Genomic DNA, 24,910 nt, shown 5'->3' with positions numbered 1-24,910 from the left:
TGCGCACCGCCGCGCGGCAGGCGCGCGGCATCCGGACAAGAAAGACCCATACACATGGCACCCAAGAAGAAGGTCTCTGGGCTCATCAAGCTCCAGATCCAGGCCGGCGCCGCGAACCCCGCGCCGCCGATCGGCCCCGCGCTCGGCCAGCACGGCGTCAACATCATGGAGTTCTGCAAGGCCTACAACGCCGCCACGGAGTCGCAGCGCGGCAACGTCATCCCCGTTGAGATCACCGTCTACGAGGACCGCTCCTTCACCTTCGTCCTCAAGACCCCTCCGGCCGCCGAGCTCATCAAGAAGGCCGCTGGCGTGGCCAAGGGCTCCTCGACGCCGCACTCCGCGAAGGTCGGCTCGATGACCGCTGCCCAGGTGCGCGAGATCGCCGAGGCGAAGATGGCCGACCTCAACGCCAACGACGTCGAGGCGGCCTCCAAGATCATCGCCGGCACCGCCCGCTCGATGGGCATCACCGTCGAGGCCTGAGGCCCCGGCACCCCTAATCAAGACCCCGTGGAAGGGCCATGCGCGGCCCGTTCACCACGACTGCCAAGGAGAAGCAGATGACCAAGCGCAGCAAGGCCTACCGCGCCGCCGCTGAGAAGATCCAGTCCGGGATCCTCTACACCCCGGCCGAGGCCGTGAAGCTGGCCAAGGCCACGTCCGTGACGAAGTTCGACTCCACCGTGGACGTCGTCCTCCGCCTGGGCGTGGACCCCCGCAAGGCCGACCAGATGGTGCGTGGCACCGTGTCCCTGCCGCACGGTACGGGTAAGACCGCCCGCGTCATCGTCTTCGCCCAGGGCGAGCGGGCCGAGCAGGCCCTCGCCGCGGGCGCCGACGAGGTCGGCGGCGACGAGCTCATCGAGAAGGTCGCCAAGGGCTGGACGGACTTCGACGCCGCCGTCGCCACCCCGGACCTCATGGGCAAGGTCGGCCGCCTGGGCCGGGTGCTGGGCCCGCGCGGCCTCATGCCCAACCCCAAGACGGGCACCGTGACGATGGACGTGACCAAGGCCGTCACCGACATCAAGGGCGGCCGCATCGAGTTCCGTGTGGACCGCGCCGCGAACCTCAACTTCATCATCGGCAAGTCCTCGTTCACCGAGGCCCAGCTCGAGGACAACTTCAAGGCCGCCCTTGAGGAGGTCCTGCGCCTCAAGCCGTCGACGTCGAAGGGCCGCTACATCCTCAAGGCCACCATGGCCACGACGATGGGCCCCGGCATCCCGATGGATGTCACGAAGGCCTGACCGCCCGCGATCGCGTCCGACGGCGCCGCCCGCCCCACGCTGGGACGGGCGGCGCCGTCGTCATTCCCGCGCGGGCGCCTCCGGGGCGGTGGCGGGTGAACCGGGGCAGTGAGCGATCACACCGCGCGCTGGCCCCCTCCTGGCTTGCGCGGGGGCGCGGCCAGCGGGCAGAGTGTGACGTGCCAAAGACCGCAGGTCTCCCGCGCGAGCGGGACCAAGTCCGCCACGGGCGGGGCCGGCGCAGGTGAGACGAGACCGCTCCAGCATCGCTGGGCTGCGAGCCCCGTGCCCACCGGCGCGGGGCTTCTTCCGTGAAGGGCGCTGCGGCAGACCACGGAAGGAGGGCCCATGGCACGGCCTGACAAGGAAGCGGCTGTTGCCGAGATCGCGGACAAGTTCCGCGCCTCCGGCGCCGTGCTGCTGACTGAGTACCGCGGGATGAGCGTCGCCCAGCTGAAGACGCTGCGCCGCTCGCTCGCCGGTAACGCCGAGTACACCGTGGTGAAGAACACGCTTGCCGCGATCGCCGCCCGCCAGGTCGGCTTCGAGGCATTCGCGGAGGACCTCAAGGGCCCCACGGCCCTGACCTTCGTCACCGGTGAGCCGGTGGAGGCCGCGAAGGCCCTGCGTGACTTCGCCAAGGACAACAAGGAGCTCGTCATCAAGGGCGGTGTCATGGATGGCTCCGTGCTGTCCGCCGACGGCGTCGACAAGCTCGCATCTCTCGAATCCCGCGAGGTTCTGCTCGCCAAGGCCGCGGGCGCTATGAAGGCGTCCCTGTCCAAGGCCGCTTACCTCTTCGCCGCGCCGGCCTCCAAGGCCGTGCGTACCGTCGACGCCCTGCGCGACAAGCAGGAGGCCGCGGCCTGATCCAGGCCGCGCGCGTCATCCCCCATCCTGCCCGCGCAGGAACCACTTAACCAGGAAGGAACGCCCATCATGGCGAAGCTGACCACCGACGAGCTCATCGAGGCCTTCAAGGAGCTCACCCTCATCGAGCTGTCCGAGTTCGTCAAGGCCTTCGAGGAGACCTTCGACGTCACCGCCGCCGCCCCGGCCGCCGTGGCCGTGGCCGCCGCTCCCGGCGCTGCCGCCGCCGGTGGCGAGGCCGCTGAGGAGAAGACCGAGTTCGACGTCATCCTCGAGGCCGCTGGCGACAAGAAGATCCAGGTCATCAAGGAGGTGCGCGCCCTGACCTCCCTCGGCCTGAAGGAGGCCAAGGACCTCGTCGACGGCGCTCCGAAGCCCGTCCTCGAGGGCGCCAACAAGGAGGCCGCCGAGAAGGCCAAGGAGCAGCTCGAGGGCGCCGGCGCCACCGTCACCCTCAAGTGACCCCGTCCCCGGCGTCGGCGCTCGGCCTCGCGGCCTGAGCCGGCGCAGGGAGCCACTGATCATCCTGGGCCCCGACCACCGCGAGGTGGTCGGGGCCCAGGCGCGCGCGGGGCAGGAGGCGATCCCGCGATGAGCGCATGGGGCGCCACCGGGCCCGTCACCACGGGAGGGCTGTGGTCCCTGCTGCGCGTGGCCCCTGCCGCGCGGGGGCCGCCTCTCCTGGGCGGGTCTTAGATCCCGTTGATGACCGCGTTGAGAGTGGCGCTGGGGCGCATGACGGCGGCGGTGAGCTCGGCGTCGGGGTGGTAGTAGCCGCCGATGTCCACGGCGCCTCCCTGGACGGCGAGCATCTCGGACTGGATCGTGCCCATGACGGCCTCCAACTCCTCGGCGACGGGGCGGAAGGCGCCGGCCAACTCGGGGTCCTCAGACTGGGCGGCCAGGGCGCGCGCCCACTCCAGGGCGAGCCACGCGGAGGAGCCGCGGTTGTCGATCTGGCCGCGCTTGCGGCCCGGGGAGTGGTCGGCCTCCAGGAATGCGGTCGTGGCGGTGTCGAGGGCATCGGCGAGGAGGGCGGCGGCCGGCTTTCCGCCGCGGTCGGCCACATGGCGCAGGGCCTCGGCCAAGGCCAGGTACTCGCCCAGGGAGTCCCAGCGCAGGTGATTCTCCGCCAGCAGCTGGGCGACGTGCTTGGGGGCCGAGCCGCCCGCGCCCGTCTCGTACAGGCCCCCACCGCTCATGAGGGGCACCACTGAGAGCATCTTGGCGCTCGTGCCCAACTCCAGGATCGGGAAGAGATCGGTGTTGTAGTCGCGCAGGACGTTGCCGGTCACGGAGATCGTGTCCTCGCCCCGGCGCGCCCGCTCCAGGGATAGGCGCGTGGCCGCCACCGGGTCGAGGATGCGGATGTCGAGCCCGGCGCCATCCGCCGAGTCCTCCACGGGGGCGTCATCGCCGTCGGCCTTCTTCGCGCGCTCATCGGCGCCGTCGCCGCCCTCGGTCAGGGTCACGCCCTCCTCAGCCAGGTAGCGCGTGACGAGCGAGATGAGGACGGCGTCGTGGGCGCGCTCCGGGTCGAGCCAGAACACGGCGGGAGCCCCGGTGGCGCGGGCGCGGGCGATGGCCAGGCGCACCCAGTCGCGGATGGGGGCGTCCTGCGTCGCGCAGGCGCGCCAGATGTCCCCGGCCTCAACCTCGTGGGAGAGCAGCACGGTGCCGGGCTCCACCCCCGCCCCCTCGATCGCCGCCACCTCGACCTGCCCCGCGGCGTCCATGATGAAAGTCTTGTCGTGGCTCCCGTACTCCTCGGCCTTGCGGGCCATGAGCCCCACGTTGGGGACCGTGCCCATGGTGGTGGGGTCAAGGGCGCCATGGGCCTTGCAGTCCTCGATGACGGCCTCGTAGACGCCCGCGTAGGAGGAGTCGGGGATGACGGCGAGGGTGTCGCGCAGCTCGCCGTCGGCATCCCACAGGGTTCCCCCGCGGCGGATCATCGCCGGCATGGAGGCGTCGATGATGACATCGGAGGGCACATGGAGGTTGGTGATGCCCTTGTCCGAATCGACCATGGAGATCGTCGGGCCGTCGGCCAGCTCGGCGGTGATCGAATCGCGGATCGCCTCCCCGCCCTCCAGCCCATCGAGCCCGGCGAGGATCGAGGCGAGCCCGTCCTCGACCCGCAGCCCGGCGGCGGCGAGCGCGTCCCCGTGCTCGGCCAGCGTCCTCGGGATGACGGAGGCGACGGCGCGCCCGAAGATGACCGGGTCGGAGACCTTCATCATCGTGGCCTTGAGGTGGACCGACAGCAGCAGTCCCTCCTCCTTGGCGGCGGCCGCCTGCGTGGCCAGGAAGGAGTCGAGGGCGGCAGCGCTCATGCGCGTGGCGTCCACGACCTCGCCCGCCGTGACGGTCAGGTGGTCGCGCAGCACGCGGGGCTCGCCACCGCCCGCGGGCACGAAGCGGATCTCCAGGGCGCCGCCCTCGCTCACGATGACGCTGCGCTCGTTGTGCTTGAAGTCGCCCTCGTCCATGGTGGCCACGCGGGTGCGCGACTCAGGGGACCACTCACCCATGGAGTGCGGGTGGGAGCGGGCGTAGGCCTTGACGGAGGCGGGGGCGCGCCGGTCGGAGTTGCCCTGGCGCAGGACGGGGTTGACGGCGCTGCCCTTGATCGCGTCATAGGCGGCGCGGACCTCCTCCGCCAGGGGCGAGGCGGGGGCGTCCGGGTACTCGGGGATGTCGAAGCCCTGCCCCCGCAGCTCGGCGATCGCGGCCTTGAGCTGGGGCAGGGAGGCGGAGATGTTGGGGAGCTTGATGATCGTGGCGCTCGGGGAGGAGGTGAGATCGCCCAGGCGGGCCAGGCCGTCGTCAGCCAGCCCGAAGGCCGCCAGGATGCGCCCCGCCAGGGAGATGTCGGCGACGCCAACGCTCACCCCCGCCGCGCGCGTGTAGGCCTCCACGATCGGCAGGAAGGAGGCCGAGGCCAGCATGGGGGCCTCATCCGTGCGGGTCCAGACGATGTCGGGCTCGGTGGCGGTGATCTGGTGGTCGGTCACTGGAACGGCTCCTCGGGGCGGCGTAGCGGCGGTGGACGTGGGATGAGGCGGTACGGGCCGGCACTGGACAGAGCCATCCGGCACTGGACAGAGCCGGCCGGTACCGGACGGCGCCGTCCCGTGGGCGGGTTAGGCGGAGGTGCCCTCATAGCGCTGGCGCACCGCGGCCCTCGCGGCCTGGATCGCCTGGCGCTGCTCCCGCTTGTTCGCGGCGCGCCACGCCAGCGAGGGACGGCCAGCGCGGTCCACGCAGGCCAGCAGGAGGCCCGCGCCCAGCGCGCCCCGGCGCAGGAGCCCGGAGACGGCGTCAAGGCGCGCCTCCCTGCCCTTGACCGCCCACGCCGGGTGGTTGACGACGGCGAGCGGCACGTTGATCGCGGCCAGCACGGCGGCGCTCGTGCGCGGCGCGCGGCCAGTGGCCAGGCCCAGGCCCGCGGCGACGCTCACGGCGCCGAGGGCACGGGTGGCCAGGGCGGCGTCGGAGTCCATGACCGGCGGGACGCCCACGCGCTCCAGGATGGGCGTCACCCGCCTCATCTTCTCGACGTGGCGCTTGGGGCGGGCGATCGCGTCGATGCCATCGACGACAAAGCTCGCGGCGAGCAGGGGACGGGCGACGGCGCGCAGAAGATCCATGCCCCTATCCTGGCCCACCTCGGCGGCGCGGGCCAGGCCCAGGGCCCCGCGAGTCCGCGCCGCGCGGGGGAGCGCTGCTCATGACTGCTCCTGGCCGCTCGTGGTGGTGGACCTCATGGCGCGGCGGATCGCGGCCCGGGTCACGGCGATGGCGAGGCCCGTGGCCGCGGTGGCGGCCCCGACGACGACCGCCGCCCGCCGGGCGCGGCCGGCGCCTCCCCGCTGCTGGATCGTGCCGGCGATCCCGGCGCCGGTAAGCAGGAGCGAGGCGGTGGCGTGGCCGAGGCGCTGCGGTAGGGGCGCGTCGAGCGCGAGGTCGACGGCGCCCAGCGCGGTGGCCATGAGTGCGGCCGGCGCAATGGGCGCGATGGCCGCGCTCGACGTCGTCGGCACCGCCCGAGGTCGAGAGCGCGCCGTCGATGGGACCCGCCCGCTGGTGACGATGACGCCCGCGGCCGCTCCCACAGCGAGGGCGGCCGGCGCCAGGCTGAGCGCCCTCATTCCCGCCGGGCCCAGGCGCAGGTCATCGCCCAGGTCATCCGGGTTGATCCAGCCCGCCCTCGTCGCGAGGGCCCCGAGGTTGAGGTCCCAGCCGATGCCCCATGCGCGGGGAACGAGCACCGGGTCCGTCGGGGAGAAGTGGCGGGCGGAGCGCTCGTGCAGGCCTCGTGGATCGAGGGAGACGGGGATGCCGAGGACGCGGAGGGCTGCGGGGTCCCCGCCCGCGTCCCAGGCGGCCTCCTCCCACGCGGTGGGCTCCGTGGGCGTCGCGCGCTCCTTGGGGGCGCGGGTCTCGTCCGTGCTCATCTTGGCTCTCCTTCCTCGCGCGTCCTCGTGCCGCGCGCCTTGGTTGTCGTTGCCGCGCTGTCCAGGAGGGCGGCCATGTCGCGGCTGAGTGCCAGCCAGACCCGTCGCTGGGCCGCCAGTCGCTCTCGACCGGCTTCTGTCAGCAGGTAGTAGCGCCGGGGTGGCCCACTGGGGGACTCCTGCCAGGTGGTCTCCACGACGCCGGCGGCGCGCAGGCGGGACAGGAGCGGGTAGACGGTTCCCTGGGGGGCGGCGAGCGTGGGCAGGGCGGCGAGTTCCTCGATGAGGGCGCCGCCGTAGATGCCGTCCGGCTCCGCGCGCTCGACCAGGGCCAGAACGGCGAGTTCGAGGGCTCCCTTGCGCAGTTGCGGCTCCGCGGCGCCAGCCGCGGTCCCCTTCGGGGCTCTCGCTGTTGCGGACATCTCCTTGCTCATCCCCTCCACCTCGCGTTCCCGGTCATGCCAAATATCTTGCACTACAAGGTACCTGGCGTCAACGGCTGTGGGGCTGGTTCAGGCTGATGCGGCTTGGTCATGCGTTCTGAGGCCGCGGAAACCGCCTCGCCCCGCCCTTGCGCCCTCATCGTCGTCGTTCGAGGGCGCAAGGGCGGGGCGAGACGGTGTGTCGGGGGTGAGGCGCGCGACGCCGGAGCGGGAACAAGCGCGGTGCCGTCGTCGTTGGATGATGCGTGACTGTGATGATCGAGACGTCCGCACCGTCCAGCCCTGTGGCCCTGATGACGCCTGTTATCGCCTCTTTGACGGGTGGGGCCCCGCGCCGGCCCTCCCGCGCCGCGCGGCGCATCGCGCTAGGCTCGCCGGTGATGACCCAGCAGCAGACCCAGCGCGGCGAGCGCTCCGCGAGCACGATCGACGACGAGGACCGCCTCACCGGCGAGTCCTCAGCCGCGCCGACTCCCGGGAGCGTCATCCTTGATGACGCCCAGGAGTTCGGCGACCACCGCGACACTCCTATGCGAGCCCCCGCAGACGAGGACGCCGAGGCCCGTGCCGCCCGATTCGAGGCCGAGGCCCTGCCCTACCTCGACCAGCTCTACGGCGCCGCCCTGCGCATGACGCGCAACCGCTCCGACGCCGAGGACCTCGTCCAGGACGCCTACGCCAAGGCCTTCGCCTCCTTCCACCAGTACCGGCCCGGCACCAACCTCAAGGCCTGGCTCTACCGGATCCTGACCAACACCTTCATCAACTCCTATCGCAAGAAGCAGCGCGAGCCCCTGCAGTCCGACGCTGACGCCGTCGAGGACTGGCAGCTCCACCGCGCCGCCTCCCACGATTCCGTCGGGCTGCCGAGCGCGGAGTCCCTCGCGCTGGACGACATGCCTGACGAGGAGATCAAGGCGGCCTTCAACGAGTTGACCGAGGAGAGGCGTCTAGCCGTCTACCTCGCCGACGTCGAGGGGTTCGCCTACAAGGAGATCGCCGAGATCATGGGCACCCCGATCGGCACCGTCATGTCCCGCCTGCACCGCGGGCGCCGCCAGTTGCGCGAGCTCCTGGCCGACCATGCCCGCCAGCTCGGCTACCTCCCCGGCGACGACGAGGAGGGCGAGTGATGGGCGCGCCCGACGCCAGCGCCGTCGCTCGTGGCGCCGCGACCGGTGAGGCCGGGAAGCCCGCGTCCTCGGAGGGCACCTGTGTCTCCTGTGAGGAGATGATCGCCCACCTCCAGGCCTTCCTCGACCATGAGTGCGAGCGCTCCGTCGCCGAGCGCCTGGCGCGGCACGTGGCCGACTGCGCGCACTGCGCGCAGATCGCCGACGCCGAGCAGCACCTGCGCGCCATCATCCGCTCGCGCTGCGCCGAGCAGGCGCCGCCCGAGCTCCGCGCCCGGGTCCTGGGGCGGCTCGCCGTCCTGCGCGGGACGAGCGGCGTCGCCTCCGTGTCGCGGACGACCTCAACCACCGTCTCCAGGGACGGCTCCCGGGTGACCGTCACCCGGACGAGTTCGATGCGCGTCGAGCGGGACTGAGGAGCCCGCGCCGGCTCGCGGTCCTCGCGGGCGCGCGCCCGGCCTGTGTCCAGGCGCACGCCGAAGGGGCCCCATCCGATTGGCCGGCCCTCGGCGCGGTGTGGGAGGATGGTGCGCGTTCCTTGCCCCCTCGTGGGGCAGATCTGACACGAGGAGGCAACCATGAGCAAGCGCGGTCGCAAGCGCAGGGCCCGGGCCAAGGGCGGGGCTAACCACGGCAAGCGCCCCAACGCCTGAGTCGGGCGGCAACGCCCCGAGCATCGAACGGCGGCGGCCGATCACATGGGTGATCGGCCGCCGCCGTGTCGCGCGGCCATCCTCTTGGGAGCCGCCGCGCCTCGGCCTTCGGCCAGAGCCTGCCTTACAATGTCTTGCGGAGGAGGTGCGCATGAGCGCGACATCGATCACCCTGCGCCTGGCGGCGGAGGAGAAAGCCATCATCCAGGATTACGCCTCGGCCTTCGGCCAGAGCCTGTCCGAGTTCATGAGGACCGCGGCTCTGGAGCGCATCGAGGATGAGACCGATCTCAAGACATGGCAGGAGGCGCGGGCGGAGCACGACGCTGATCCCGTGACGGTCACCGCCGATGCGATGGCGCGCAAGTACGCATGAACTACCGGCTCCTCTACTCCAAACGCGCGGACAAACAGCTCGCCAAGATGGATCGCGGAACAGCTCGCGTTATTGTCGCGTGGCTCAACAAGAATATCGACGGCGCCCAAGACCCCAGGGAGCGGGGGAAGGCGCTGAGCGGTGAGTTGAGCGGGGCGTGGAGGTATCGGATCGGTGACTACCGAGTGCTGTGCGACATCCGTGACGAGGAGTTGATCGTCCTGGCCATTGAGATCGGGCACCGTTCGGTGATCTACCGACGCTGATCCCGTGACGGTCACCGCCGATGCGATGGCGCGCGAGCGCGCATAAGTCATCGCCACATGCCATCCCCTCGCGCGTAGTGGAGCCGCCGGAGCCAGCCCGCCCTCCAGGCCTCCCCATGAGGGCGGTGCCCGCCTCGCGCCGTCGGAGGCCTCAGGCGGGGGCCTCAACCCCCAGCCACTCGTACCAGCCGCGGTGCAGCACGAGCCAGGCCATGAGCCCGTAGCCGGTCTGGGCCGGGTGCCCGGCGCCCCCGGCCACGTCCGTGAGCCACTGGTCGTGGTGGCGCAGCGGGTCGAAGACCTCCACGTAGGGCGTGGAGCGGCGCCGGCACACCTCGGCCGCCGCGTGCGACAGCGCCGCCGTCGCATCGGTGTCCGCGTGGGGGAGCGGCGGAGGGCCGACGACGAAGCAGGGCCGGTGCTCGCTGGAGGCCTTGTCGAGGATGTTGGCCAGGGCCAGGCGCGAGCGCGCTGCGGACATGCCCGCCAGCACATCCCCGACGCCGATGCCGATGACGAGCCGGTTGTCCCGGGTGTGGGTGGAGCGCGGCGCCACCTCGGCGTGCCAGCGCTCGGCGAGTTGGGCGAGGGTCTCCCCGGGGATCGCCAGGGTGGAGGGGAGCAGGTCAGCCTCGCGGGGCGTGCGCGCCAGGACACGGCCGGTCCAGCCCAGCGCCCGCGCATCGCCGTAGCCGGCGACGATCTCATCGCCGATGAAGTGGATCCTGTTGGCGTCGGCCGCTCCAGGGACGGCTGCTGCGCTCATTGACGGTCTCCTGTTCGTGCGGGAGTCCTCCCGATCAGTGGCCCCCAGTGGCCCCAGACTACCGATCCGGCCCTCCCGATCCCGGCGGCGCGCTGCGGGCGCGGCACCCGCGCGCCGGGGCCCGGGGGCGGGAAGGGCCCGGGAGGCGCGGGCCCCCCCGGCCACCCCTCCGCGCCCCGGGACCGGTGCCGTCAGGAGCGGTCGAACGCCTGGGCCACCAGCGTCTCCTGCTGGCGCTTGTACAGCCCCGCCGTGCCGGGCGCGGGGGAGGCCGCCGCCGGGCGCGACACGCAGTGGGCCGCGCCGTCGTCAAGGCCGCCCCGATGGCCCGCGGGCCAGAGGCGCCGGGCCAGCCCGGCGGGGGCGGCGAGGGCGAGGAAGGGCCAGACCCCCAGGTTCCTCGGCTCGTCCTGCACCCAGACGACCTCCGCGCCCCGGAAGGGCGCCAGAGCCGCCTCGATCGCCTCGCCGTCGAGCGGGTAGAGCTGCTCCAGGCGCACGATCGCCGTGGAGGCGTCCCCGCGCCGCTCCCTCTCAGCCATGAGGTCGTAGTAGACCCTGCCCGAGCACAGGAGCACCCGGTCCACGCCGCCCCCGCGCGAGATCGCCGCATCGACCTCCCCGATCACCGGCTGGAAGGAGCCGGAGGTGAGGGCCTCCACCGGGCTCGTGGCGGCCTTGAGGCGCAGCAACTGCTTGGGAGTGAACACGATGAGCGGGCGGCGCGGCCGGGAGTAGGCCTGCTCGCGCAGCAGGTGGAAGTGGTTGGCCGGGGTCGACGGCATCACCACGCGCATGTTCTCCTGCGCGCACATCTGCAGGTAGCGCTCGATGCGCGCCGAGGAGTGGTCCGGCCCCTGGCCCTCCTGCCCGTGGGGCAGGAGCATGACCAGGCCCGAGCGTTGACCCCACTTCTGGGACGCGGAGGTGACGTACTCGTCGATGACCGACTGCGCCCCGTTGGCGAAGTCCCCGAACTGGGCCTCCCACAGCGTCAGCCCCTCGGGCCGCTCCACGGAGTAGCCGTACTCGAAGGCCAAGGTCGCGTACTCGCTGAGCAGGGAGTCGTAGATCTCCAGGGGCGCCTGGCCGGGGGTGAGGAAGTCCAGGGGAGTCCACTCCGCGCCCGTGCTGTGGTCGTGCAGGACGGCGTGCCGCTGGGCGAAGGTGGCTCGGCGCGCGTCCTCCCCGGCCAGGCGCACCGGCACGCCCTCCATGAGCAGTGAGCCCAGGGCGATGAGCTCGGCGAAGGCCCAGTCGATGCCGCCGGCGCGGCTGGCGGCCTGGCGGCGGCGCAGCATCGGCTCCAGCCTGGGGTGGACGGTGAAGGTCTCGGGCCAGGCCACCTGGGCGTCCCCGATGCGCTCGATGACGCCCGGCTCGACGGCGCTCCTCCAGCCGATCATCATGCCCGCTCCGGCCTCCTGGGAGGCTGGGACCCCCAGGCCGCCGGGGAATCGGCCCACCGTCGTCGGGTCGGCCAGCGAGGCGTCCTCGCCCACGGGCGCCGCCGCCGGGCCGGCCTCGGGCCCGCCCGGCGCCTGGGCGCGCGTGGAGGCGAAGATCCGCTCCAGCTCGTCGTGGAAGGAGGACTCGATCCGCTCGGCCTGCTCGGCGGTGATCTCCCCGCGCCCCAGCAGGTCGGTGGTGTAGACGGCGCGCGTGGAGGGCAGCGAGTCGATGAGCCGGTACATGACCGGCTGAGTCATCGAGGGGTCGTCGCCCTCGTTGTGCCCGCGGCGCCGGTAGCAGATGAGGTCGATGATGACGTCCTTGTGGAAGGCCGCCCGGTACTCGTAGGCGTGGCGCACCGCGCGGGCCACCATCTCAGGGTCATTGGCGTTGATGTGGAAGATCGGCACTTGCAGGCCCTTGGCCAGGTCCGTGGCGTAGTTGGTGGACCGCGCCGAGGCCGCCCCCGTGGTGAAGCCGATCTGGTTGTTGACGATGATGTGCACCGTCCCGCCGACGCGGTAGGCGGGCAGCTGGCTCATGTTGAGGGTCTCGTAGACCACGCCCTGGCCCGCGAAGGCCGCGTCGCCGTGCACGAGCACCGGCATGACCGTGTACCCGCGCTCGCCCAGGCCGATCCGGTCCTGCTTGGCGCGCGTGATCCCCTCGACGACGCCGTCGACCGTCTCCAGGTGGGAAGGGTTGGCGGCCAGCGACACCCGGGTGCTCACGCCGTCGGTGCCCGAGAAGACCCCCTCCGTGCCCAGGTGGTATTTCACGTCCCCGGTGCCCGCCCCCACGATGACGCCGTTGCCCTCGAACTCGTCGAAGACCTGGCCGTAGGACTTGCCTGCGATGCTGGTCAGCACGTTGAGGCGCCCGCGGTGCGCCATGCCGATGACCACCTCGTCCAGGCCGTCGTGGGCGGCGGCGTCCAGGAGGCGGTCGAGAGCCACGATGAGGGACTCCCCGCCCTCGAGGCTGAAGCGCTTCTGCCCGACATACTTCGTCTGCAGGAAGGTCTCGAAGGCCTCCGCCTGGACGAGCTTGGCCAGGATCCGGCGGCGCTCGTCGGCGCTCATCGGCGCGCGGGGGCCCTCGAGCCGCTCCTGCCACCACGCCCGCTGGGCCGGGTCCTGGATGTGCATGTACTCGATGCCGGCGGTGCCGCAGTAGGCCTCGCGCAGCAGGGACAGGATCTCGCGCAGCGTGGCCCGCCCGGCCCCTCCCACCCCCCGGGTGGGGAAGGAGCGGTCCAGGTCCCACAGGCTCAGCCCATAGGAGGTCAGGTCCAGGTCCGGGTGGTGGCGCTGGCGGTAGGTCAGCGGGTCGGTGTCCGCGGCGAGGTGCCCGCGCTGGCGGAAGGCGTGGATGAGCTCGGCCACCCGCGCGGGCTTGCCGGTCTCGAGCTCGGGGTCGTAGGTGGTGTCGCGCTGCCAGGCGACCGGCTCGTGCGGGACGCGCATCGAGGTGAAGGCGCGGTCCCAGAAGCCGTCGAGGCCCATGAGCTTGCGCTCCACCAGGCGCAGGAACTCCCCGCTCGCGGCTCCCTGGATGACCCGGTGGTCGTAGGTGGATGTCAGGGTGAGGACCTTGCCGATACCCTGCCTGGCCAGGGTCTCCTCGCTCGCCCCGGCGAAGGCCGCCGGGTAGGCCATCGAGCCCACGCCCACGATGAGCCCCTGGCCGCTCATGAGCCGGGGCACCGAGTGCAGCGTGCCGATCATGCCGGGGTTGGTGAGCGTGACCGTGGTGCCGGCGAAGTCCTCGACGCCCAGCCCCCCGGCGCGCGCCCTGCGCACCAACTCCTCATAGGCGGCGATGAACCCGGCCAGGTCCATCAGGTCCGCCTCCTTGATGGAGGGCACGAGCAGCCGCCGCTCGCCCTTGGACGACGGCGCGTCGATCGCCAGCCCGAAAGCCACGTGCGCGGGGGAGCGCAGGGTGGGGCGGCCATCGTCGTCGAGCCGGTAGGAGACGTTCATCGCCGGCATCTCCGCCAGCGCCTCCACCACGGCCCAGCCGATGAGGTGGGTGAAGGAGGCCTTGCCGCCCCGTGTGCGCGCCAGGTGGGCGTTAATGATCGCCCGGTTCTCGATGAGGACCTTGGCCGGCACGGCGCGGGCCGATGTCGCCGTGGGGATCGCCAGCGAGGCCTCCATGTTCTTGGCCGTCCGGGCCGCCGCCCCCTTGAGGCGGATGTCGGTGTCCGCGGCGGGGACCTCCTGTGGGGAGCGGGGGCAGGCCGCCAGGCGCTGGGCGTAGGGGGAGGTCGGCGGCTCCGTGCTCGACGGTGGGGCCGGGGGCAGGTCCGAGCGCGTGACGTCATGCAGCGCCCCGTACGCCTCCGGCCCGGGCCCGCCGACGGGGCCCGTCGCCTCGAAGAACTCGCGCCACGGCGCGCTCACCGAGGAGGCGTCGGCCAGCCAGGCCTCGCGCTTCTCCTCCACCATCCACTCGTTGGCGCCGAAGTCTGCGGTCTGCGGGGTGGTCACGGCTCATCTCTCCTGATAGCGGGGACGGCGGTGCCGGGCCGTGATGCGCGGAGCACCGGCGCCCGGGCGCTGGCCCAAGTCTACGGGCACATGAGGCCTGGCTCCCGGGAAACGGCGGGCGAGCCGGGATCGCACCGGCGCGCGACGCGGCTGACGGGGAGGGAGAGAGCCGTCCCCCGGCCCCGCCCGGGCGAGCCCCGGGCGCGGTGGTAGCGTGCGGCCCACCACCATAGGAAAGGGGAGACGTGCGCGACGCGCTCATGATCCTTGTCGGCATCCTCCTGACCGCGGGCACAGCGGTCTTCGTCGCCGGGGAGTTCTCCCTCGTCGCCCTCGACCCCTCCACCGTTGAGACGCGCGCCGCCGCGGGCGACCGCCGCGCCGAGCGGGTGCGGCTGGCCCTGGGGCGCCTGTCCACGCTCCTGTCCGGGGCGCAGGTGGGCATCACGCTGACCACGATCCTGCTGGGCTACACGATGCAGGACGCCCTGGCCAACATCCTCGACGGGCTCCTGTCGGGCTGGGTGGCCCAGTCCGTGGCCGCCGGCGCCGCCGTCACCCTGGCCCTCGTCCTGGTCAACGCCTTCTCCATGATCGTCGGCGAGCTTATCCCCAAGAACGCCACCCTGTCCGACCCCCTGCGCGCTGCGGGGCTGGTCACCCCGTTCCTGTCCGGCTTCACCACGATCCTGTCCCCGGTGATCCGTGTCCTGAACGCCACGGCGAACATCGTCCTGCGTCGGCTGGGCATCACCCCCGCCGAGGAACTCAGCGGCGCCCGCTCGGCCGGCGAGCTCGCCGCCCTCGTGCGCCACAGCGCCAAGGAGGGCGCGCTGGACGCCTCCACCGCCACGCTGCTCACCCGCTCCATCCTGGTGGCCGAGCTGAGCGCTGTCGACGTCATGACCGACCGCGGCCGCCTCCACACGCTGCCCGCGCGCGCCACCGCCGCCGATGTCGTCGACCTGGCCCGCGCCACCGGCCACTCCCGCTTCCCCGTCACCGGTGACGACGTCGACGACATTCAGGGCATCGTCCACCTGCGGCGCGCCATCGGCGTTCCCCACGCCAAGCGGGCCGAGGTGCCCGTGACCTCCTCCTCGCTCATGACGCCCGCCCCGCGCGTGCCCGAGACCATGCCCCTGGCCTCCCTGCTCGTCGAGCTGCGCGCCCAGGGCGTCCAGATGGCCGTCGTCGTCGATGAGTACGGCGGCACCGCCGGGGTGGTCACCCTCGAGGACGCCGTCGAGGAGATTGTGGGCGATGTCGCCGACGAGCACGACCGGCGCCGAGGTGGCGCGCACCTGGAGGCCTCCGGCGACTGGATCGTCCCTGGCTGGATGCGCCCCGACGAGCTCGCCACCCGCGCGGGCGTCCACGTCCCCGACGACGGCCCCTACGAGACGCTCGGCGGCCTGGTCATGACCGAACTCGCCCGCATCCCCGCCATCGGGGACCGCCTGGCCCTGCCGCGGGCCGAGCTTATCGTCGAGGCCATGGAGGGGCGGCGCATCACCCGCTTGCGCGTGCGCCCCGTGGGGGCGGCCGGCGCCTCCGGGGCGGGCGAGGATCCCGCTGAGGGGGGAGCGCGCGCATGAGCGCCCCCGTCGCCCTCGCCATCGCCGTCGCCCTCCTGGTGGGCAACGCCTTCTTCGTCGGCGCCGAGTTCGCCGTCACCTCCTCCCGCCGCGCCGCCCTGGAGCCCCTGGCCGAGGCCGGCGACGCCCGCGCCCGCACCGCCCTGTGGGCCCTTGAGCACGTCTCTGCCATGCTCGCCACCGCCCAGCTCGGCGTCACCCTGTGCTCCACGGGACTGGGCGTCATCGCCGAGCCTGCCCTGGCCCACCTGCTCGCCGGGCCTCTGCTCGCCGTCGGCGTGGGGGAGTCCGGCGCTCACGCGGCCGCCGTCGTCGCGGCCCTCGTCATCGTCGTGTTCCTGCACGTCGTCGCCGGTGAGATGGTCCCCAAGAACCTCTCCATCGCCGCTCCCGAATCCGCCGTGCGCTGGCTCGCCCCGCCGCTCGTGGCCCTCTCCCGGCTGGTCGGGCCCGTTATCGCCGGGCTCAACGGGATCGCCAACGGGGTGCTGCGCGCGCTCGGCATGGAGCCGCGCGACGAGGTGTCCGCCGTCTACACCGTCGAGGAGGTCGCCGCGATCGTCGAGCGCTCCACCGCCGAGGGTGTCCTCGACGACGACTCCGGCTTGCTGAGCTCCACGATCGAGTTCTCCGAGGAGACCGCGCGCTCGGCCATGGTGCCCCTCGGCGAGCTCGTCACCCTGCCCCTGGACTGCACCCCGGAGGACGTCGAGCGCCAGGTCGCCTCCACCGGGTTCTCCCGCTTCCCGATCACCCGGGCGGGCGGGCCCGACGGCGCCGCGGCCGCCCGCGAGGACGGCGCCGAACTGATCATCACCGGATACATCCACCTCAAGGACATCCTGGGGGCCGATGAGCGCGAGCGCCGCGAGCCCGTGCCCGCCTGGCGCTCGCGGGCGCTCGTGCCGGTGCGAGCCGACGACGAGGTCGAGGACGTGCTCGCCGCCATGCAGCGCACCGGGGCGCACCTCGGGCGCGTGCTCGAGCCCGTCGGGCAGGGGCGCGGTGAGCGGACCATCGGTGTGGTCTTCCTGGAGGACATCCTCGAGGAGCTCGTCGGCGAGGTGAACGACGCCATGCAGCGCGAGGAGCACCAGCGCAGGGACCGGGATTGACCGCGGCCCAACGCCGCTGAGGATGAGTCAGCGCCCTCCTGAAGCGGTGACGACCTGCCCGGATCCGCTGCGTGCCGCAGCCCATGTGGCGCTCGCGGCGTCGGCTCGCTAAGGTGAAAGAGGCCGAGTTGATCGTCGGCCCGACCCGACCCCTGCCTCCCCGGTGGTGACCGAGGAAGTTCCCGGAACGATCTGGAGAATCCCAGCGTGAACCAGCCTCCTCTGACCCGCCGCCAGCGCCGTGATGCGGAGCGGGCCGCCCGGGCCGCGCTCGCGGCGCCTGGGAGCGGTCAGGCCGAGGGTGCCGTCCCCGGTGCGGATGGACTCGGCGGCGCAGTGATGGAGCCCCCCTCACGTGTGCCGGCGGCGCTGGCCAGCGTCCCCACCCTCAGCGCCGCCGGGTCGAGCGCGCCCCGTCGCGCCGCATCGGCGCCCCAGGCCCCGGCCACCCGCTGCGAGCGCCTCCGGCAGGAGCGTCGCCGGGCCGAGCGGGAGGCCGCGAGCAGCGCGCCCAGTACCGCCAGCGCCCTCCATGCCGCGCGCGCCGCCGGCGCTGCCACCCAGTTCCCCGACTCGCCCCTGTACGCCAGCGCGATCGAGCGTTTTGCCGCGCAGCCCGAGCCCGCGGCGCCTCGGGCGTATCCCCCCTCGCCCGCCCCCCGGGATCCCGAGCGCTGGGAGCGCCGGGGCAAGGCCGAGGGCCCGATCTGGCGGCCACTGTCGGCCGGGGAGGACGCCCCCGCGATGGTCGCGCGCGAAGACGCCCTCGGGCTCGACGCGCTCAAGCCCTTCGGCGAGCCCCCCGCGGAGGATGCGGGCACCGCCGCGCCCGCGGGCCCCGCGTCGGGCTCGCGCCGCGGCTTCGACGGGCCCACGGTGGAGATCCCATCCTCCGAGCAGCCCACCGACACCGGCTTCGAGGCCCCTGGGGGCCTGGAGGACGCTGACGCCATCGTCCCGCCGGCGCGCGCTCGTCGCCGCACCCTGCTCGGCACCACGAGCAGGGTCGCCGTTCTCGCCGTGCTCGCCGTTGTCACTGTCGTCGCGCCCCTCGAGGCCCGCGTGCTGGACAATGGGGTCGGGTCCTCCTCCGCGGCGGCCTCCGCCTACCTGGGTGTCGCGGCCGGCACGCCGTCCTCCGTGTCAGCCGGCGTGCTGGGCTCCGACGCCGACCTCGGGCCCGGCACGGACGCCGAGCTCTCCAACGCCCCCGACGCCGCGACCCTGGCCCGCATCCGCGAGGCCTACGAGAACGCGGCGGTGACCTGCGCCCAGCGCTCCGGCGCCTCCGGGAACACCAGCGCCTTCACCAAGACTCCCGAGCTCTTCTACCCGATGGTCGCGGGGACCTACGAGCTGTCCTCCGACTACGGCTACCGCATCCACCCGACCCTGGGCTTCCAGAAGCTCCACGCGGGGCAGGACATGGCCGCCCCGGTGGGCACACCCATCTACGCGATCGCCTCGGGAACCGTGGTCGAGGCCGGCATGGTGGACGGCACCGGCACCGTCACCATCGAGCACCGCATCAACGGCACCACTTGGTACTCCTCCTACCTGCACATGTACGCGGACGGGATCTACGTCAAGAAGGGCGACACTGTCGAGGCCGGCAAGCTCATCGCCGGCGTGGGCTCTACCGGCTACTCCACCGGCCCGCACCTCCACTTCGAGATCCGCACCAAGAACGACGTGGCGGACTCCTCCACCGTCAACCCGTGGACCTGGCTCAAGGAGAACAAGGCCGTAGCGCTCACCACGGACTGCTCGTGACGCCTGCTCCGGGGCGCCGCTGCGCCGTCATCGCCCACCGGGGCGGGGGAGGCGAGGCCCCGGAGAACACCTGGTTGTCCCTGGAGCGCACGGTCCGGCTCGGGCTGGAGTGGATGGAGACGGATCTGCGCGCCACCGCCGACGGCGTCGTCGTCCTCTCGCACGACCCGGGCCTGGAGCGCACCACGGGCGATCCCCGGATGATCGAGGAGCTGCGCTGGGCCGACCTGGCCACTGTCGACGCCGGTGACGGGCGCCCGCCCGTGCGCCTCGACGAGGCCCTTGAGGCCCACCCGGGCCTGGGCCTCAACGCCGACCTCAAGGACGACCGCGTCGTCGAGGCGGCGATCGCCGTGGTGAGGGGGGCTGGCGCGCTGGAGCGGGTGCGCTTCTCCTCGTTCTCCTCGCGCCGGCTCGGCCGCGCCCGGGCCCTGGAGCCCACCATTCGCTCCTCCCTGGGGATGCGGGACATCGCCGCGCTGCTCCTGTCCGCCGAGGCGTCCCTTCCCAGGCGCCTGCTGCGGCGTGCGGTCCTCGACCGCCTCTCCCGCGGCGGCCGGGTCGACGCGGCCCAGGTGCCCACGGCGCACTGGGGCGTGCCCGTGGTCACCCGGCGTCTCATCGCCGCCGCCCATGCCGCGGGCATGGAGGTCCACGTGTGGACCGTCGACGAGTCGGAGGAGATGCGGCGCCTGGCGGGCCTCGGCGTGGACGCGATCATCACCGACCGTCCCGCCCTGGCCCTCCACTCCCTAAGATCGAGACCGGTCGAAAACAGCGCCGAGACCGGTCGAAAATAAGAGCGAGACCGGTTCACTCTCCACTGGCGGGGCGCTCGGCCCCGCGTGAGAGCGCCTGTGGTCCCGCGCTCGGGCGCCACGGGGCGAGTTCGTCACCACTCGGCGTCATTTCCCAGGTGCTTCCCAGTTCAAAAGGGGGTGTGCTCCCAGGTCCGGCGGGTTACATAGTGACTGCCGCCGAACGGTGCGAGGCGCGAGGGTTGGGGAACCCGGTGACCGCTTCGCATCGAGATCGGTGCGGGTCTTAGGGAGCCCGTTCCGTTCGTTTCGGTGAAGGAGGACCGCTCCTCCCTTGTCATGGGAACCGGGGGAGTCGAGCGGCCTCGTGAGCGAAGGGCCCGTGGGTCCGGGTGAGAGCCCGGGCCCACGGGCCCTCGACTCTTCCGTCGGCCGTCGCCATGCCCGGCCGCGCTGAGCGGGGCGACGACGACGGAGCCCCCGCCGACGTCGCGCCGGGCGGGGGCTCGGTGGTGCCCCGGACAGGATTCGAACCTGCGACCTTCTGCTCCGGAGGCAGACGCTCTATCCACTGAGCTACCGGGGCCCGCTGCGCGACTGTACCAGTGCCCGGCCCAGGGGGGAAACCGGCGGGCGGTTCGCGGCCCTCCCGCCCCGCCGGTCGGGAGCCGGGCGCCCACGAGTTCGGGTCCCGCCCCCGCCCGGGTCCCGGTCCCGCCCGGGGCGCCCCGGCCTGGGTCCGGTACTCTTGCGGCCGTGACCCCAGAAGAGCTCGCCGCAGCAATCCGCACAGTCCTCGCCTCCGCCGTCGACGACGGCTCCCTGGCCCTCGCCCCGGAGGACATCGGGCTCCCCAAGGTCGAGCGCCCGCGCAACCGCGACCACGGCGACTGGGCCACCAATGTCGCCATGCAGTTGGCCAAGCGGGCCGGGACCAGCCCCCGCGTCCTCGCCGAGCTCCTCGCCCCCCGCATCGAGGCCCTCGACGGCGTCGCCTCCGCCGAGGTCGCCGGCCCTGGCTTCCTCAACATCCGCCTCGACGCCGCCTCCGCCGGCGAGCTCGCCCGCGTGATCGTCACCGCGGGCGAGACCTACGGCCGCAACGAGACGCTGGCCGGCCAGCACATCAACCTCGAGTACGTCTCTGCCAACCCCACCGGCCCGGTGCACCTCGGCGGCGCTCGCTGGGCCGCCGTGGGGGACTCCCTTGCCCGTATCCTCGCCGCCTGTGGGGCCGGCATCACCCGCGAGTACTACTTCAACGACCACGGGACCCAGATCGATCGCTTCGCCCGCTCCCTGCTGGCCTCGGCCCGCGGCCAGGAGACCCCGGAGGACGGCTATGGCGGTGCCTACATCGGCGAGATCGCCGAGAAGGTCACCCGCTCCGAGGCCGCCGCCGACCGCCCCGAGCCCGCCAGCCTGCCCGACGCCGAGGCCACCGAGGTCTTCCGCGCCCGCGGGGTGGACCTCATGTTCGACTCCATCAAGGCCGAGCTCCACGCCTTCCGCTCCGACTTCGACGTCTTCTTCCATGAGGATTCCCTGCACGCCTCCGGCGCCGTGGACCGCGCCATTGAGCGCCTGCGCTCCCGCGGCGTCATCGACGACCACGACGGCGCCGTCTGGCTGCGCACCACCGATTTCGGCGACGACAAGGACCGCGTCCTGATCAAGTCCGACGGCAACGCCGCCTACTTCGCCGCGGACCTGGCCTACTACCTGGACAAGCGCGAGCGCGGCGCCGACTGCGCCGTCTACCTGCTCGGCGCGGACCATCACGGCTACATCGGCCGCATGATGGCCATGTGCGCGGCCTTCGGGGACACTCCCCAGGTCAACATGCAGATCCTCATCGGCCAACTCGTCAACCTTGTGAGCGATGGGCAGCCGGTGCGCATGTCCAAGCGCGCCGGCACGATCGTCACCCTGGAGGACCTCGTCGACGCCGTCGGCGTGGACGCCGCCCGCTACGCCCTGACTCGCTCGTCCATGGACTCGATGATCGACATCGACCTGGACCTGCTGGCCTCCTCCTCCAACGACAACCCGGTCTACTACGTCCAGTACGCCCACGCCCGCACTCGCAACGTGGCGCGCAACGCCGCCGAGCACGGGGTCACGCGGGAGGCTGGCTTCGATCCCGCCGCCCTCGACGATCCCGCCGACGCCGCGCTCCTGGGCGCGCTCGCCCAGTACCCGGCGGTGGTCGCCCAGGCGGCCGAGTTGCGCGAGCAGCACCGCGTGGCGCGCTACCTGGAGTCCCTCGCGGCCGCCTACCACACCTGGTACGGCGCCACCCGCGTCACCCCGCGGGGGGATGACGCCATCACCCCCGGCCACGTCGCCCGGCTGTGGCTCAACGACGCCGTCAGCCAGGTCCTGGCGAATGGGCTGGGGCTGCTGGGGGTCAGCGCTCCTGAGAGGATGTGAGCATGACGCCGATGAGCAGCGGGAGCAGCACCGGGGGCACTGGGGGCGCCGGGGCGTTGGTCCCCAGTGGCGAGCGGCCCCTGGGGGCGCTGGCCTGCCCCGAGCCCGCCGAGCGCCCCGACCTGTGGCCCACCACGGCCCACCGCGGCGACGACGGCCAGCTGGTGATCGGCGGGCGCTCAGTGTCCGAGATCCTCGCCAGCGCCCCCACCCCCGTCTACGTCCTCGATGAGGCTGATATGCGCGGGCGCGCGCGCGTGTGGGCCACCGCCATGGCCGAGGAATTCTGGCCGGGCTACGGCATGAATGGCGGCGACGCCTTCTACGCCGGCAAGGCCTTCCTCACCACTCGCGTGGCCCGGTGGATGCTCTCCGACGGCCTCGGCATCGACACCGCCTCGCGCGTCGAGTTGGCCATCGGCCTGGCGGCCCTGAGCGGGGAGGGGGACGACTCCGAGTCCTTCCCACCCTCGCGCCTGGGCCTGCACGGCAATGGCAAGACCTCCGCCGAGGTTGCCGCGGCCGTCCAGGAGCGCCTCGGGCACCTCGTCGTCGACTCCCCCGAGGAGATCGCCCACGCGGCTGAGGCTGTGCGCCGCCTGCGCGCCGAGGGCATATACGGCCCCGATGAGCGCGCCGGGCTCATGGTGCGCCTGACCACTGGCATCCACGCCGGCGGGCACGAGTTCATCTCCACGGCCCACGAGGACCAGAAGTTCGGCCTGTCGGTCCACACCGGCGCCGCCCGCGCCGCCATCGACGCGATCATCGCCGCGCCCGAGCTCGAGTTGCGCGGCCTGCACTCCCACATCGGCTCCCAGATCACCGACCCCGCGGGCTTCGAGGCCGCCGCCGAGGCGGTCCTGCGCCTGCGCCACGAGGTCGCGGCCGACACTGGCGTGCTGTGCGAGGAGATCGACCTGGGCGGCGGCCTCGGCATCGCCTACACCGGTGCCGACGCCCCCGCCCCCTCACCCGCGGCTCTCGCCCGCGCGCTGGCGGCCGTGGTGCGCCGACTGTGCGACGAGCTCGGCGACGCCGTCCCCCATGTGTCAGTGGAGCCCGGCCGCTCCATCGCTGGCCCCGCCCAGGTCACCCTCTACACGGTGACCGGCCTCAAGCGCGTCGAGCTGGGGCAGGGCACGAGCCGCCTCTACGTGAGCGTCGACGGCGGCATGAGCGACAACCTGCGCCCGGCCCTCTACGGCGCCGACTACACCGCGCTGCTGGCGGGCCGCCGCCCCGACCCCGCCGTCGGCCTCGTGCGCTCCCGCCTGGTCGGCAAGCACTGCGAGAGCGGGGACATCGTCGTTCGCGACGTCGACCTGCCCGCGGACCTCGTCATCGGCGACGTGCTCGCCGTGCCCGCCACCGGCGCCTACGGGCGCTCCATGGCCATGAACTACAACCTCTTCACCCGCCCGGGCGTGGCCTGGGTGGCGGGGGGCGAGCAGGGCTGGGTCCTGCGCCCTGAGACGGTCGAGGACCTCCTGCGCCTGGAGGGCTGAGCCCTCCGCGGGGCCGGGACCGCCGCGGGGTTGGGCCCGCCGTCGGCCCCGCCTGCCCGCCGGTCGGGACGAGCGCCGCGAGGCCGGTGCCCCTATGCTGGGCCGGACCGGCTCGTCGTCGCCCCAGGCGCCCAGCGGCCCCACCGCTCGGACGCCGCCGCGTGCTCCGCGACCCCCCGACGGCGCGCCCACCCAGCCCCGGCGCTCGCGCGCCCTGAGAACCAGGTGGTCAGACGTGACTGAGAATCCCCAGCGCCCAGCGGCGCGCGCCCTCACCGTCGGTGTCCTCGGCGCCGGCACCGTCGGAAGCCAGGTCATCCGCCTGCTCGGCGAGCAGGCCGACGACTTCGCCGCCCGCTCCGGCGCCCGTCTGGAGATCACGGGCGTCGCCGTGCGCGACGTGAACGCCCCGCGTGACACCGACATCCCCCGCGAGCTCCTCACCGACGACGCCACCGCCGTGGCCACCGGCAACGACCTCGTCATCGAGCTCATCGGCGGCATCGAGCCAGCCCGCACGCTCATCCTGGCGGCCTTCAAGGCCGGCGCCTCCGTCATCACCGGCAACAAGGCCCTCATCGCCGCCCACGGCCCCGAGCTCTACGCCGCCGCCGCGGCCGCCGGCACCGACTTCTACTACGAGGCGGCCGTCGCCGGCGCCATCCCCGTGGTCTACGCCCTGCGCGAGTCCATGGCCGGGGACCGCGTCACCAGCGTGCTCGGCATCGTCAACGGCACCACCAACTACATCCTCGACGAGATGAGCACCAAGGGCCTCGGCTTCGAGGAGGCCCTCGCGGCCGCCCAGGCCCTCGGATACGCCGAGGCGGACCCCACCGCCGATGTCGATGGCCTCGACGCCGCCGCCAAGTGCGCCATCATCGCCTCACTCGCCTTCCACACGAGGGTGGGCATCAACGACGTCGACGTCACCGGCATCCGCTCCATCACCGCCGACGACATCCGCGAGGCCCATGCCTCGGGCTGCGTCCTCAAGCTCCTGGCCGTCGCCCAGCGCCGCGAGGACGATCACGCCAACGGTGTCTCCGTGCGCGTCCACCCCGCCCTCGTCCCCGCGGACCACCCCCTGGCCGGCGTCCACGGCGCCTTCAACGCCGTGCTCGTCGAGGCGGAGTCCGCCGGCCGCCTCATGTTCTACGGGCAGGGCGCGGGCGGGGCGCCCACCGCCTCCGCCGTGCTCTCCGACGTCGTCGCCGCCGCCTTCCACCGCGTCGGCGGGGGGCAGGCGCCCCGCGAGCTCGCCTACGCCGACCTGCCGATCCTCGGCCCCGAGTCGGCGCTGACCCGCTACCAGATCCAGTTGCGCGCCGTGGACGCCCCCGGAACGCTCGCCGCGATCATGCAGGCCATGGCCGACCATGGCATCTCCATCAACTCTGTGCGCCAGGCCTCCTACGTCTCCGACGGCGTCGATCCCCTCGTCACGATCGTCACCCACCCGGCCGCCGTCCTCCACCTCGACCGGGCGGTCGATGCGCTGCGCGGCATGGAGCAGGTCCGCGAAGTCATCTCCGTCCTGCGCGTCGAGGGGGAGTGA

Annotated in this window: 22 protein-coding genes and 1 tRNA gene; 16 read left to right on the top strand and 7 right to left on the bottom strand. The window is 72.9% G+C overall.

Translation table 11 applies throughout. The features are described 5' to 3' along the window. Positions 1-54 precede the first annotated feature (54 nt). The 4 genes from rplK (at position 55) to rplL (ending at position 2,585) form a co-directional block, all read left to right on the top strand. Positions 55-486 carry a 50S ribosomal protein L11 gene (gene rplK, locus GVV75_RS00395; RefSeq protein WP_073451467.1) on the top strand — a complete coding sequence of 144 codons (432 nt, stop codon included), beginning with the start codon at positions 55-57 and terminating at the stop codon, positions 484-486. 77 nt (positions 487-563) lie between these two features. Next, a complete protein-coding gene (gene rplA, locus GVV75_RS00390) occupies positions 564-1,253 on the top strand; it encodes a 50S ribosomal protein L1 (RefSeq protein WP_159522236.1) in 690 nt (229 codons plus the stop codon). A 348-nt stretch (positions 1,254-1,601) separates the two neighbouring features. Next, on the top strand, positions 1,602-2,123 hold the full coding sequence (rplJ, locus tag GVV75_RS00385) for a 50S ribosomal protein L10 (RefSeq protein ID WP_159522238.1): 522 nt from the start codon (positions 1,602-1,604) through the stop codon (positions 2,121-2,123). Between the two features lie 69 nt (positions 2,124-2,192). Continuing rightward, positions 2,193-2,585 (top strand): 50S ribosomal protein L7/L12, encoded by a 393-nt coding sequence (gene rplL / locus GVV75_RS00380; RefSeq protein WP_073451464.1) that lies wholly within the window; start codon positions 2,193-2,195, stop codon positions 2,583-2,585. A 230-nt stretch (positions 2,586-2,815) separates the two neighbouring features. Here the strand turns inward: rplL and GVV75_RS00375 are convergent, their stop codons facing one another. From GVV75_RS00375 to GVV75_RS00360, 4 genes are all read right to left on the bottom strand, one after another. Further along, positions 2,816-5,140 (bottom strand): NADP-dependent isocitrate dehydrogenase, encoded by a 2,325-nt coding sequence (locus tag GVV75_RS00375; RefSeq protein ID WP_159522240.1) that lies wholly within the window; start codon positions 5,138-5,140, stop codon positions 2,816-2,818. Between the two features lie 129 nt (positions 5,141-5,269). Continuing rightward, positions 5,270-5,776, bottom strand: a complete 507-nt coding sequence (locus GVV75_RS00370; protein ID WP_159522242.1) for a DoxX family protein — start codon at positions 5,774-5,776, stop codon at positions 5,270-5,272. A 78-nt stretch (positions 5,777-5,854) separates the two neighbouring features. Next, positions 5,855-6,583, bottom strand: a complete 729-nt coding sequence (locus GVV75_RS00365) for a hypothetical protein (protein ID WP_159522244.1) — start codon at positions 6,581-6,583, stop codon at positions 5,855-5,857. Next, the gene (locus tag GVV75_RS00360) at positions 6,580-7,017 is read right to left on the bottom strand and encodes a PadR family transcriptional regulator (protein WP_159522246.1); all 438 of its coding nucleotides are present in this window, start codon (positions 7,015-7,017) and stop codon (positions 6,580-6,582) included. The genes GVV75_RS00365 and GVV75_RS00360 overlap by 4 nt, the downstream gene beginning before the upstream one ends. A gap of 539 nt (positions 7,018-7,556) precedes the next feature. On the opposite strand from GVV75_RS00360, the gene GVV75_RS00355 reads away from it, so the two are divergent. The 5 genes from GVV75_RS00355 (at position 7,557) to GVV75_RS00340 (ending at position 9,454) form a co-directional block, all read left to right on the top strand. After that, entirely contained in the window at positions 7,557-8,159 is a 603-nt protein-coding gene (locus GVV75_RS00355; protein WP_175994136.1) for a sigma-70 family RNA polymerase sigma factor, read from the top strand. Further along, positions 8,159-8,575, top strand: coding sequence for a mycothiol system anti-sigma-R factor (rsrA, locus tag GVV75_RS00350; RefSeq protein WP_159522250.1), 417 nt, complete (start codon positions 8,159-8,161; stop codon positions 8,573-8,575). Before GVV75_RS00355 ends, rsrA begins: the two co-directional genes overlap by 1 nt. Positions 8,576-8,737: 162 nt before the next feature. Then, entirely contained in the window at positions 8,738-8,812 is a 75-nt protein-coding gene (locus tag GVV75_RS10520; RefSeq protein WP_370427841.1) for a 50S ribosomal protein bL37, read from the top strand. A gap of 151 nt (positions 8,813-8,963) precedes the next feature. Further along, on the top strand, positions 8,964-9,188 hold the full coding sequence (gene relB / locus GVV75_RS00345) for a type II toxin-antitoxin system RelB family antitoxin (RefSeq protein WP_159522252.1): 225 nt from the start codon (positions 8,964-8,966) through the stop codon (positions 9,186-9,188). After that, positions 9,185-9,454 carry a type II toxin-antitoxin system RelE family toxin gene (locus GVV75_RS00340; protein WP_159522254.1) on the top strand — a complete coding sequence of 90 codons (270 nt, stop codon included), beginning with the start codon at positions 9,185-9,187 and terminating at the stop codon, positions 9,452-9,454. Before relB ends, GVV75_RS00340 begins: the two co-directional genes overlap by 4 nt. Before the next feature lie 151 nt (positions 9,455-9,605). On the opposite strand, the gene GVV75_RS00335 is transcribed toward GVV75_RS00340, so the two are convergent. Next, the gene (locus GVV75_RS00335; RefSeq protein WP_159522256.1) at positions 9,606-10,220 is read right to left on the bottom strand and encodes a GDSL-type esterase/lipase family protein; all 615 of its coding nucleotides are present in this window, start codon (positions 10,218-10,220) and stop codon (positions 9,606-9,608) included. Positions 10,221-10,411: 191 nt separating this feature from the next. Next, positions 10,412-14,125 carry a multifunctional oxoglutarate decarboxylase/oxoglutarate dehydrogenase thiamine pyrophosphate-binding subunit/dihydrolipoyllysine-residue succinyltransferase subunit gene (locus tag GVV75_RS00330; RefSeq protein ID WP_235904936.1) on the bottom strand — a complete coding sequence of 1,238 codons (3,714 nt, stop codon included), beginning with the start codon at positions 14,123-14,125 and terminating at the stop codon, positions 10,412-10,414. A gap of 287 nt (positions 14,126-14,412) precedes the next feature. Here GVV75_RS00330 and GVV75_RS00325 point away from each other — a divergent pair, with 287 nt between their 5' ends. The 4 genes from GVV75_RS00325 (at position 14,413) to GVV75_RS00310 (ending at position 19,453) form a co-directional block, all read left to right on the top strand. Then, complete coding sequence (locus GVV75_RS00325) at positions 14,413-15,765, top strand: hemolysin family protein (RefSeq protein WP_175994056.1); 1,353 nt, start codon at positions 14,413-14,415, stop codon at positions 15,763-15,765. Next, complete coding sequence (locus GVV75_RS00320) at positions 15,762-16,880, top strand: hemolysin family protein (RefSeq protein WP_159522260.1); 1,119 nt, start codon at positions 15,762-15,764, stop codon at positions 16,878-16,880. Before GVV75_RS00325 ends, GVV75_RS00320 begins: the two co-directional genes overlap by 4 nt. A gap of 207 nt (positions 16,881-17,087) precedes the next feature. Continuing rightward, the gene (locus tag GVV75_RS10485; protein ID WP_275690042.1) at positions 17,088-18,653 is read left to right on the top strand and encodes a peptidoglycan DD-metalloendopeptidase family protein; all 1,566 of its coding nucleotides are present in this window, start codon (positions 17,088-17,090) and stop codon (positions 18,651-18,653) included. Beyond that, complete coding sequence (locus GVV75_RS00310; RefSeq protein WP_159522262.1) at positions 18,650-19,453, top strand: glycerophosphodiester phosphodiesterase; 804 nt, start codon at positions 18,650-18,652, stop codon at positions 19,451-19,453. Before GVV75_RS10485 ends, GVV75_RS00310 begins: the two co-directional genes overlap by 4 nt. Positions 19,454-19,921: 468 nt before the next feature. Here GVV75_RS00310 and GVV75_RS00305 read toward each other — a convergent pair. Continuing rightward, positions 19,922-19,997: transfer RNA gene (locus tag GVV75_RS00305), tRNA-Arg, on the bottom strand. Between the two features lie 170 nt (positions 19,998-20,167). Between GVV75_RS00305 and argS the strand changes: the two genes are divergently transcribed. The 3 genes from argS (at position 20,168) to GVV75_RS00290 (ending at position 24,910) form a co-directional block, all read left to right on the top strand. Beyond that, positions 20,168-21,844 carry an arginine--tRNA ligase gene (gene argS, locus GVV75_RS00300; RefSeq protein WP_159812995.1) on the top strand — a complete coding sequence of 559 codons (1,677 nt, stop codon included), beginning with the start codon at positions 20,168-20,170 and terminating at the stop codon, positions 21,842-21,844. A 2-nt stretch (positions 21,845-21,846) separates the two neighbouring features. Further along, on the top strand, positions 21,847-23,352 hold the full coding sequence (gene lysA, locus GVV75_RS00295; protein WP_236266012.1) for a diaminopimelate decarboxylase: 1,506 nt from the start codon (positions 21,847-21,849) through the stop codon (positions 23,350-23,352). A gap of 235 nt (positions 23,353-23,587) precedes the next feature. Then, entirely contained in the window at positions 23,588-24,910 is a 1,323-nt protein-coding gene (locus GVV75_RS00290) for a homoserine dehydrogenase (protein ID WP_159522270.1), read from the top strand.

The sequence above is a fragment of the Actinomyces sp. zg328 genome (assembly GCF_009829635.1).
Lineage (GTDB): Bacteria > Actinomycetota > Actinomycetes > Actinomycetales > Actinomycetaceae > Actinomyces > Actinomyces marmotae.
This window is presented reverse-complemented; position numbering and strand designations above follow the sequence as displayed.